At 64.2% G+C, this 10,266-nt stretch carries 7 protein-coding genes and 1 pseudogene; 4 read left to right on the top strand and 4 right to left on the bottom strand.

Annotated features, from left to right (window positions below; all coding sequences use genetic code 11):
* Positions 1-78 precede the first annotated feature (78 nt).
* On the bottom strand, positions 79-381 hold the full coding sequence (locus ACFFN1_RS14110) for a hypothetical protein (RefSeq protein WP_376841482.1): 303 nt from the start codon (positions 379-381) through the stop codon (positions 79-81).
* A 62-nt stretch (positions 382-443) separates the two neighbouring features.
* Positions 444-590, bottom strand: coding sequence for a hypothetical protein (locus tag ACFFN1_RS14115; protein WP_376841484.1), 147 nt, complete (start codon positions 588-590; stop codon positions 444-446).
* A 43-nt stretch (positions 591-633) separates the two neighbouring features.
* Here ACFFN1_RS14115 and ACFFN1_RS14120 point away from each other — a divergent pair, with 43 nt between their 5' ends.
* Positions 634-1,182 carry a helix-turn-helix domain-containing protein gene (locus tag ACFFN1_RS14120; RefSeq protein WP_376841486.1) on the top strand — a complete coding sequence of 183 codons (549 nt, stop codon included), beginning with the start codon at positions 634-636 and terminating at the stop codon, positions 1,180-1,182.
* Positions 1,109-4,650: pseudogene (mobF, locus tag ACFFN1_RS14125) on the top strand (MobF family relaxase). The gene ACFFN1_RS14120 and the pseudogene mobF overlap by 74 nt, the downstream one beginning before the upstream one ends.
* Positions 4,651-4,776: 126 nt before the next feature.
* Here the strand turns inward: mobF and ACFFN1_RS14130 are convergent.
* Positions 4,777-5,670: an O-methyltransferase gene (locus ACFFN1_RS14130; protein ID WP_376841487.1), complete on the bottom strand. Its 894-nt coding sequence runs from the start codon at positions 5,668-5,670 to the stop codon at positions 4,777-4,779.
* Complete coding sequence (locus tag ACFFN1_RS14135; protein WP_376841488.1) at positions 5,670-7,085, bottom strand: ATP-binding protein; 1,416 nt, start codon at positions 7,083-7,085, stop codon at positions 5,670-5,672. The genes ACFFN1_RS14130 and ACFFN1_RS14135 overlap by 1 nt, the downstream gene beginning before the upstream one ends.
* Before the next feature lie 18 nt (positions 7,086-7,103).
* Between ACFFN1_RS14135 and ACFFN1_RS14140 the strand changes: the two genes are divergently transcribed.
* Positions 7,104-8,528 carry a DNA cytosine methyltransferase gene (locus tag ACFFN1_RS14140; protein ID WP_376841490.1) on the top strand — a complete coding sequence of 475 codons (1,425 nt, stop codon included), beginning with the start codon at positions 7,104-7,106 and terminating at the stop codon, positions 8,526-8,528.
* Between the two features lie 768 nt (positions 8,529-9,296).
* Positions 9,297-9,905, top strand: a complete 609-nt coding sequence (locus ACFFN1_RS14145; RefSeq protein ID WP_376841489.1) for a hypothetical protein — start codon at positions 9,297-9,299, stop codon at positions 9,903-9,905.
* Positions 9,906-10,266: the final 361 nt, after the last annotated feature.

Raw genomic sequence — 10,266 nt, forward strand, 5'->3', positions numbered from 1 at the left:
CCCCAACCACCCGATTAGTCAGGAATTCCAGCACTTCACAACCCAAACCCGCAGGTCATAGTGTCAATATGATCTACATCACACCAATTTGAGCCAAGTCAGGATGACCTCATCATGACTCAGCCGCTCCCTACGGCCGGGTCCCGAGGTCGAGTAGCAGTAACTGCATGACAGGTTGCAGGTAAGCAAAGCCTCGACCTGAACGCGCTTCAGGTGCGGCCCCTCCGGCACCCTGCGATGAACGATCTCTTCATCCAACCACCCAGCTTGTCGCAAGGTGGCAGCGGTCTGCGGGTAGTCGCGTGACAACTGGCCGAACTGCTCACTGTCCTCAGCGGCCTGGGCCGCCAAGAGGTCGCCGACGTGGCGTGGAACGACCACTCCGCCACCACCCGGTCGAACGATGTGCGCGGTGGCGGAGTGATCAGTGGTGAGGCGTACCGTCACTTCTTGGACGGGCAGCGGCTGGCGTAGATTTCGTACTTGCGGCCGTCCTCGCCACCAGATGGCTTGACAACGTGCTCAAGCAGTTCCGCCTCGGCGATCAACGCTGCCGCCTCGACGTCCAGTTCCAAGTTCTTCGTCTCCATAGTAAACCTCAATTCTCGTCAGTGAGATGCTTGGATAGGGTCAATGGACGCATACCCTGACGAGGCTGTCAACCGGACGATGAATCGGCGCAGCCGGGCGATGTTCGCCGCGCGTATCACGATGCTTGCCAGAATTGTGCTGCTCACGAGAACGGTTTACGTGCATCACGCCCGCTGCGAAACCAATCAGCACGGCGGTGGACGCTGGGAGAACTGGCCGAAGCACTGCATCTGTCGCCGTCCCAGCTCGGCCGGGTCTTCGTTGACGCCTACGGCCAATCCCCCGATGACGTACCTGACGACTCTGTGCGCCGAGCACCTGGCACGGCTTCTGCGGGAGACCGACCTGTCGGTAGAGCAGGCCATGGCCCAGGTCGGCTGGCACAGCCGCGGCCACGCCGCCCGTCTGTTCCGCCAGGCCGTCGGCGTCACCCGAGCCGCTACCGCCAACGCAGTCGGCACAGCCGCGGCAGCTCAGCGGAACGTGACCAGGTGGTGCCTATGCATACCTGATCTGCATGACGGTTTCGATGCGGGTCATGTCGGCCGGCGATGGCTACAAGTACCTGCTGCGCACTGTGGCGGCTGGTGATGGTGACCGGTCGTTGTCGACTCGGTTGACTCGCTACTACGCCGAGGCTGGCACCCCACCCGGACGCCGGCTCGGCTCCGGTGTCGCTGCTCTGGGCCACGGTGAACTCACCCCTGGCGCCCAAGTATCGGAGGCTCAGCTGCAACTACTGGTGGGGATGGGGCGGGATCCGGTCATGGGTGATCCGTTGGGGCGGGCGTATCCGGTGTACAGCTCGACGGCGGTGCGGGTCGCGGACCGTGTCTCGCAACTTGAGCCGTCGCTGAGCCCGGTGGAGCGGGAACGTTCCGTTGCGCAGATTGAGTCCGAGGAGGCTGCGCGGGGTCTCGGCGTGCGGTGGCGGGGTTTGATTTCACGCTCAGTGTGCCGAAGTCGGCGTCGGTGTTGTGGGCGGTTGCAGACGCGGGGACGCAGGCGTTGATTGCGCAAGCCCATCATGAGGCGGTTGCGGCGGTGGTTGCGTTCATGGAGCGCGAGGTTGCAGCCACCCGCACCGGCGCAACTGCTGGCGATGGCGCGGCTGCACAAGTCGACGTCACGGGTTTGATCGCGACGGCATTTGATCACTTCGATTCCCGCGCCGGGGACCCGCACTTGCATACGCATGTGGTGATCAGCAACAAGGCCCGCACGATGTTGGATGGGAGGTGGCGAAGTCTGGATGGGCGTCCGATGCACGCCGCGGTCGTCGCGTTGTCCGAGCTGCACGAGGCCGTGTTCGCCGATCACATGACCCGCACCTTCGGCGTGAGCTGGGAGCCACGGGAGATGGGCCGGGACCGGAACCCGTCCTGGGCGATCACCGACGTCCCCGAGGAACTGGTCGCGGAGTTCTCCACGCGGGCGCGGCATATCGAGGTAGAGAAGGACCGACTGGTGGCCGAGTACGTGGCCACCCACGGACGGCAGCCATCCGATGCCACCGTGATCCGATTGCGCGCCCAAGCCACGCTCGCAACCCGTCCGGACAAGCAGGTCCGATCCTTGGCGGAACTGACCGTCGAGTGGCGCACCCGCGCCAGCCAGCAGCTCGGCATGGATGCCACCGTGTGGGCGCGCACCGTCACTGCCGGGGACCGGCCGTTGCTGTTGCGGGCTGATGATGTGCCGTTGGATCTGATCGGGCAGGTGGGGCGCTCGGTGGTCGAGGTGGTCGGTGAGAAGCGTTCGACGTGGCGGCGCTGGAACCTGATGGCCGAAGCCGCCCGCCAAACGATGGGGTGGCGGTTCGCCACCGTCAAGGACCGCGAAGCCATCACCGCCATGATCGCCGACGCCGCCGAACAGGCCTCCCTACGCCTGACCCCACCCGAACTGACCACGAGCCCGGTGGAGTTCCGCCGCCCGGACGGAACCAGCGTGTTCCGTCCGAAGCACTCGACCGTGTTCTCCTCTGACACTCTCCTCGCGGCAGAGGACCGCTTCCTGCAACGGGCCCGCACCGCGACTGGCCCGAGCGTTGACCTCGCCACCGTCGAAACGATCACGAGCAAGCCTGACGCCGAGGGTCGGATGCTCGGCCAGGACCAGGCCGCAGCCTTGGCCTCGGTCGCGGTGTCGGGCCGGGTCGTGGACGTGTTGGTGGGCCCAGCCGGGGCCGGCAAGACGACCGCGATGAACGCCTTGCGCCAGGCATGGGAAACCGAGCATGGTGCCGGGTCGGTAGGAGGGCTGGCACCGTCTGCGGTGGCGACGCAAGTGCTGGCCTACGATCTGGGCATCGCCACAGAGAACACGACGAAGTGGTGGACCACCCACCAACACACCCGCGCCACCTTCCAGCCCGGGCAACTGGTCATCATCGACGAAGCCTCCCTCGCCGGCACACTCTCCCTGGACCAGATCACGCAGGCAGCGGAGGAGGCCGGGGCGAAGGTGCTGCTGGTCGGCGACTACGCACAGCGCCAGTCCGTCGATGCCGGCGGTGCGTTCAGTCTGTTGATCCACGACCGCGACGATGCTCCCGAGCTGGTCGATGTCCACCGCTTCATGAATGCTTGGGAGAAGACCGCATCCCTGGAGCTGCGGCACGGCCGCACCCCAGTCATCGACACCTACCTGGCACACGATCGCATCCACGACGGCGACGCCGAGGCCATGACCGATGCCGCCTACACCGCCTGGCGCCACGACCGGCAGCAGGGTTTGGTGTCGGTGCTGATCGCCGAAACCCGCGAGAACGTCACCGCCCTCAACGTCCGCGCCCGCGCCGACCTCATCCTGGACGGCACTTTGAAGCCCGGCCCCGAAATCACCCTGTCCGACGGATCGGCAGCAGGTGTGGGTGACACGATCATCACCCGCCGCAACGACCGGCGACTGCGGAACCGGCACGGCTGGGTCCGCAACGGCCAAACCTGGACCATCACCGCCGTGCGTGACGACGGGTCGGTCACGATCCGCCCACCCGGGGCCCGGTTCGGCAACAGCATCGTCCTGCCCGCCGCCTATGTGGCTGAGCACGTTGACCTCGGCTACGCAGTCACCGCCCACCGCGCCCAAGGCATCACCACCGACACCGCCCACGTCCTGGTTGAACCCACCACTACGCGGGAGAACCTGTATGTCGCGATGACGCGCGGGCGGGAATCAAACCAGGCCTACGTCATCCTCGACCGCCCCGACGACCACGCCACTGCGCATCCGGGCGACAATCCCGACGCCACCGCCCGCACGGTCCTCTACGGAGTCCTCAAACACAGCGGTGCTGAACTGTCGGCGCACGAGACCATCACCGCCGAGCAGGACCGGTGGGGCTCGATCGCCCAACTCGCCGCCGAATACGAAACCATCGCCGCCGCAGCCCAACACGACCGCTGGACCACCCTGGTCTGCCGCTCCGGGCTCACCGACGAGCAAGCGCAAGCCGTCATCGACTCCGACGCCTTCGGCGCCCTGACTGCGGAACTGCGCCGGGCCGAAGCCAACCACTACCACGTCGACACCCTCCTGCCACGCCACATCAAGGCTCGCGGGTTCGCCGACGCCGACGACATCGCCTCCGTCATCCACCACCGCCTCGCCCACGCCACCACCCGACCCGCCGGATCCGGCCGCGCACGCCAAGCACCGCGTCTCATCGCCGGCCTGATCCCCGAAGCCGGCGGCCCCATGACCCCCGACATGCAGCAAGCCCTGGCCGAGCGCCGACACCTCATCGAAACCCGAGCAGAAGCAGTCCTCGACACCGCCCTCCACGCCCACGAGCCATGGGCTATGGCACGCGGTCCGATGCCCGCCAGTGGGCGGGAGCGGCAGCAGTGGCGACGCCGCGCCCTGGTTGTGGTCGCCTACCGTGACCGCTACCAGATCGCCGACTCGGCCCCGCTCGGCGCCCAGCCCGAAGGCACAGCGCAGAGGATCGACCGCGCCCGGGCCGACACAGCACTACGGACACTGACCCGCCCGACCCTCCAGGACGAGCGTCGGCGCCCCGCCGCCCAAGCGACGCGGCACCTCGACCTGTAACAGCAGGGCACACGAAAGAGGGGTCTCACACCGTCCAGAGGATGTGCAACGGCGCTCTGTATATAAAGTCGCTGGCCACTGAGACCGTTGCTACGCATCCCCTCGGCGCTCTCTCGCACAAAGGCTTCAGCGAGTTCCGACTCGCCAGCGATAGACCTTAGCGAAAGCCCTAATGTCCTTAGCCTCGACGCCCTTGATTCGGGGCATTGCACCTGTTGTGGAGCCTACGAGTTCGGTTTCAAGAAACGTGATCTCGCGCTCGGTGAGCACCGGAATGTCAATTTCGAACGCATCGTCGTCCTTGCGAATGAAATCGAGGTCATCGAACCGACAGGCATCGATGGTGCGGTCCAAGATTGAGCTGGTGATGATGCCGCCCCAGGTGAGCATCTTGGCGTCGTCCGCATAGTGGAAGTTGAAGAGCTGACGAAACGGCCGACCGTGAGCATCACGGCTCACGGAGTGAGCGGTGGCTTGCAGCACGCGCCGTTCGACCTGTGCGGGTCCCCAGCCATTCATACTGCTTGCGTCTAGGTCATCGCCGATCAGGTCGCCAAGTCTCTCGCGAAGATTGGCGAGCCGGCTCGACAGCGGGAAGGTAGCCGCGCCATTGACGGTGACAATCACGATGCTGCCAGGCACGCTTGACCGCACGACGTAGTCCAGGTCGCGCAGGATGTCCTTCGTCAGCACGTCCGTGTAGTCGAGCCAAGTGATCGCCGGTATGGTCCAGTCCACTTGGGGCAACTGGTCGCGCGCCTCGCCCATGAGAAGGCGGATGCCTTTGTACGGCTTGTTGAACTCAAGACGATGCTGAATGTTCGTATCGCGCTCGATGCTCGTCATTCGAGGAATCCCGAGCCCGCGATGGAACTCAATGAAGTCGATAAACTCCAAGCCGCCAAACCCAACGTATTGGTACTGGTCCAAGGCGGAGATGGCCGTGAGGCGACGGCATGCGTCAACGATCATTCTCCGTTGCGCGGCCTTCGCCGGTCGGAACTCGTACTGTCGGGCCATTAGTCGATCTCTTGGTCGTAGAAGTAGTCGAAGGTGAGACGGCCGACCTCAGAGCCGCTGGTCGCGCCGAGGGCACTTGCCGCCTCATCGAATCGATCCTTGTCGACGGAATACTGGATGCGCTTGATCTTCGGTGTCGGTGGTGCCTTCGGCCTCGGTGGGGGTGCTGCCGGAGCGATCATCTGTCTTGATGCGGAGAGCGACGTGATCGGCTGATCCTGCGCTTCATCGAGGGCAACCAGAATCTCGGGCTTCTTCTCGTCATCCTCCAGACGCGAGCGTACTTGCTTGGCCCGGTTGATGACAGCCTGAACCGCAACGAGAGCTGTCTTCATCTCGGACTGGACAGCTCGGAACACGGGAGAGTCGCGATCAACAGCGGTCTTGGTGGTATTCCATGGCAGGAGACTGGCGTCGTCCGCTGCCAGATAGACGAAGCCACGGAAGGAGCGATACTGCGGGTGATAGGCCGCAGCTGGGTTGCCCCACCCGGTGAGCGGAGACCTATCGGCCACGAGCAGCAGGCGGTCGTTGCAGAAGAGGTACCAGCCCGCGTCGCCGGGGTCTTGGAAGTTCTCCGCCTGTCCATCGTCTTCGGGGTCGGCGTTCTTGTCCCGTTTGGGCGGAGCCGTCGTGCCCGCATAGAGCTTGACGTCCACGGTGCCCCCGGCTGGGCCGGGAACTTGGAACTCCCGGAACACCGGCTGCACCATGTCGGAGGCTTGGAGTGATGGTCGCGATGCCGTGAGAGGGTTCTCGCTGTTGAGATGGAGCTGGAGGCCGCTTTGTATCGACTCCTGGTGACGCAGCCGCAACTCGGTCCGAAGTGCCTGAACGATGGCTGGGTCCTTGAGGTCGTCTTCGACGCTGGGGTGCAGCTTCGTCACGGTGATGGCCGTTCCAGCCTCCTCGTCGGCAGGGATAGTGACGCCTTCATCCACACTCTCGAACTGGAAGGTCCATGCCTCTTGAGCCGCCCACTGCTCGACATCCACATTGAGGTGGAATCGTGAGCCGTCGTTGGCCCCGGTCTCGCCGCGGTGCACTGATCGCACCTCGAAGGCTTGTCCGATCTTGAAGAACGCGCGCTTCATTCCGACGCCAAACTGTCCCACAGAGCGCTTGACGCCCGTGAAGTCCTTCGACCGGCCGAATCGGAACGCGTAGTGTCGAGCGATGTCGGCAGAGATACCGCCGGAGTTGTCGGCAATCGTGAACGTGCCGTCCCCGAACGCGATCCGGACCCATTGGCCAGCCAGGTTCCCATCCGGGTGGAGCCCTCTGGCGCCGTCCACGCTGTTGTCGACCAGGTCGACGATCGCGGGCAGCAGCTCGATGTCCTTGGTCAACATCTCAATGAAGAAGCGCTTCTCCGCGCCAGCGTCCACCGTCGTGTCAGAGGTCTGTGTCACCATGTACTCATGATGCCCGAAATGTGCCCACCCCGGAAAGCGAACGTGCCCTCCGGGGCGCACGACGGGGACCTCGACGTCCATCATTGTGGGGCAGCCCCGTACTCTGGGCCCCCACGCACCCGCCCGGTCGCCGTAGACCTCTTCGCAGGTGCAGGTGGCATGACGCTCGGGTTCGAGCAGGCAGGCTACGACGTTGTAGCCGCCGTCGAGTACGACCCAGTTCATGCGGCCACGCACGCCTTCAACTTCCCGCAGTGCGAGGTGCTCTGCCGTGACGCCTCATTGGTTTCAGCCGAGGACGTGCTTGGTGCGGCTGAGCGCGGGTATAAGCGACTTCACCCCGGCAAGGTCTGGCTAGGGCGTCTTGACGCCCTGATCGGCGGACCACCCTGCCAGGGCTTCTCCACAGGCGGCAAGCGCGAGCAGGATGACGAACGAAATGATCTGCTTCTCCACTTCGTCCGTCTGGTCGAGGAACTCAGACCTCGAACGTTCTGCCTAGAGAATGTTGCCGGACTGTTGGAGGACAAGTTTTCGGACATTAGGGAGAGCGCGTTTCGCCGGCTCCGTGAAGCGGGGTACGCCCTTTCCGGAACCGACAAGCCGGTCAACAGCCTCAACTTCGGCGTACCGCAGTCGCGCCGACGTGTGATCGTGCTAGGCGCGCTCGGCAAGGTGGCGCCGAGCCGCCCCCAACCGGTGGAGGGCACGGTTTCGGTTGAAGAGGCATTCGAGGGCTTGCCCTCGCCATTCGGCTATGACGTGCTACTGACGTCCGATGAGGTAGCGCTCCGGAGCGAGGACATCGAGCGCCGTGCTGCTATCAAGAACATGTACGCACGTGCCCTCGCTGGCCTCAATGCATCGCCGGGTGACAAGTCGCGGCCACGCTTCTGGGAGCCAACTGTGTTGACGGGCTCACGACTCACGACTCACGCTGAGCAGACGATCATGCGGTTCGCCGCGACGGACGCGGGAACAGTGGAACCGAAGAGTCGACTGTATCGACTCCCTTTGAAGGGGCCGTCACGTACGCTGCGAGCGGGTACAGGCTCCGAGAGGGGGTCCCACACGTCCCCTCGCCCGATCCACCCCACCGAGGATCGGGTCATCACGGTGCGCGAAGCGGCACGGCTGCACGGATATCCCGACTGGTTCCGCTTCCACACCACGAACTGGCACGGGCACCGTCAGGTCGGGAACAGTGTGCCGCCCCCGCTTGCTCGTGCGGCGGGGCTCGCCTTGATGGGGTCCCTCGGCCACACTCCGATGCCGCTTCGCGCGACAGTCGCGCTCGGTGACAGGTCCCTGCTCAGCCTGTCGAGGACCGAAGCTCAGTCCTTCTTCGCTGCGACGGCCGACGAGATGCCTGCAGCGAGAACTCGGGGACGCGTTGGTCGAGACGAGCTGGTGCCGTCACGCCCTGCGGCACCGACGGGCTAGCCGAAGACGCTGTCGGCGTGGGATGGGATCGGAAGACCACGTCTGCTCTTGCTCGGAGCACGGTGTTCCGAGCGCGTCAGTATCGTCCTGACAGCGTTGCTCGCCAGGGGAGCATCTGCGGCTAATCTGGACGCGGAAACGGCCGCCTCACGCCTGCAGACGCTGCACAGAGTGTCTCTGCTGCAGTCAGTCCAGGTCCTTCCACCATGCCTCGCATGCGAGATAGTCGCGGATGACCAGTCGCACTGAGAGGCCATCGGCGTAGATCGTAGAGGTATAGCGATAGCGCTTAGGTTGCACATCCACCCATCCACTGGTCCGAGTCTCGAGAACTGCTCGCGTCAGTGCTCTAGATCCGACTTCGGGGAGCACTCGGTGCCCCGCGCTACCTCTCTCGAACTGGATGCGCTCGTCGTCTGACATGAGCATGAGCGGCATGATCAAAGTCGAATCGGGCCCCGGGTAGCGACGCTGGTGCTCGAACGCAGCATGGCCGCGGGTGAGCTTCGAGATCACATGCCTCACCCGCTCGGTTTCCATCTCCCAAGTGGTTCCGCTATCGGAGGCCCTCATGGTGGCGGCGAGACGCTCTCTCAGCATGGGCGAATCTCGGAGCATGCTAGCGACCCGTTCTCGTTCGAAGCGCTGTGGCTCGACGCTGCCACAGGCGACGCACTCAAGAAGGCAAGCCAAGTATTGCTCGTCTAGTGAGAGCTCGTTGTTGCACTTGCGACAACACTCAACGACAGGAAGGTTCTGCGGGAATGGATGATCGAGGAAGGCTCGGGAAGGAACATGGTCACGCGTACGTTGTTGCGGCATTGCATCTTCGAAACTCGCCGGCGAACCTCCTCCGCGGCGACACTCCAGATTGGTTGCTTCAACAAGCGGACAGCCGCAATAGACGCACCCCGTGTCAATGAGGCGCTGATCGACCTGGATGTGCTTCGGATCCATGACGCGAGCCTATTCGCACGTCGGAGAGTCCTCCACGAGAACGCGAGCGACATCTATCCGAACCCGTTCAAGCAACGGAGCCACCCGTTCTGCCACGCCGGCGAGGGCGTCCACCTGGCCGGATCGCCACCCTTGGCGTGTGATGGTCCGACGCACCGTCTGAGCGTCCACCTGGAACCTGCGGCCCAGCTGCACGAGCGTCCAACCAGCTTCGTACAGTCGGGCGGCTTCCTTGGACTGCACAGAGTCCAGACCTGCGCGGCGAACGGGGACACCGCGGCGTGCCAGATGGGCTGCCGCGGTCAGGCGGTGGATGTGGAACTGCTTGGCCAGCCCACGCAGCGTCGCGCCGGCCTCGTAGGCAGCGACCAGCTGGTCGACTTCGGCGTCGGGCAGAAAAGTTTGAGCCATCTCAAGTGAGCGGACAGACTGGCCCCGGGAGTCCACAACGCAGGGTTCCGATGGCCGCTTCGATGTCCGGTAAACCCCTCGCGACCAGCGCGAACACACGGTTCGCGCGGCCGAGCCAAAGTTGTCAAACTCTCTACGTAGGTCCACGTATGTCCTGTATCGGGAAATAGTTGACAGATGTCTTGGGACATCGTTGACAACGAGGAAGGCTCTCAGGGGAAAACTCTGGGGGCCTTCGTCGTGTCGCGGTGGGGGTTCACACCTCTAAACCTTGATCCACCGATGTAAGTAGCCGGATCGAGCCGCGTGTGGAATGGAAATGCCCCTCCTGAACTGGGAAAATGGTGATGTTATAAGTCAACATTCCCGG

The sequence above is a fragment of the Brevibacterium otitidis genome, from assembly GCF_042429315.1.
Taxonomy (GTDB): Bacteria; Actinomycetota; Actinomycetes; order Actinomycetales; family Brevibacteriaceae; genus Brevibacterium; species Brevibacterium otitidis.

What these genes read in the sequence shown, in the direction of transcription:
- ACFFN1_RS14115 (WP_376841484.1), bottom strand. Translation starts at nt 590, where the DNA reads ATGGAGACGAAGAACTTGGAACTGGACGTCGAGGCGGCAGCGTTGATC.
- ACFFN1_RS14120 (WP_376841486.1), top strand. Translation starts at nt 634, where the DNA reads ATGGACGCATACCCTGACGAGGCTGTCAACCGGACGATGAATCGGCGC.
- ACFFN1_RS14130 (WP_376841487.1), bottom strand. Translation starts at nt 5,670, where the DNA reads ATGGCCCGACAGTACGAGTTCCGACCGGCGAAGGCCGCGCAACGGAGA.
- ACFFN1_RS14135 (WP_376841488.1), bottom strand. Translation starts at nt 7,085, where the DNA reads ATGGTGACACAGACCTCTGACACGACGGTGGACGCTGGCGCGGAGAAG.
- ACFFN1_RS14140 (WP_376841490.1), top strand. Translation starts at nt 7,104, where the DNA reads ATGTGCCCACCCCGGAAAGCGAACGTGCCCTCCGGGGCGCACGACGGG.
- ACFFN1_RS14145 (WP_376841489.1), top strand. Translation starts at nt 9,297, where the DNA reads ATGATCGAGGAAGGCTCGGGAAGGAACATGGTCACGCGTACGTTGTTG.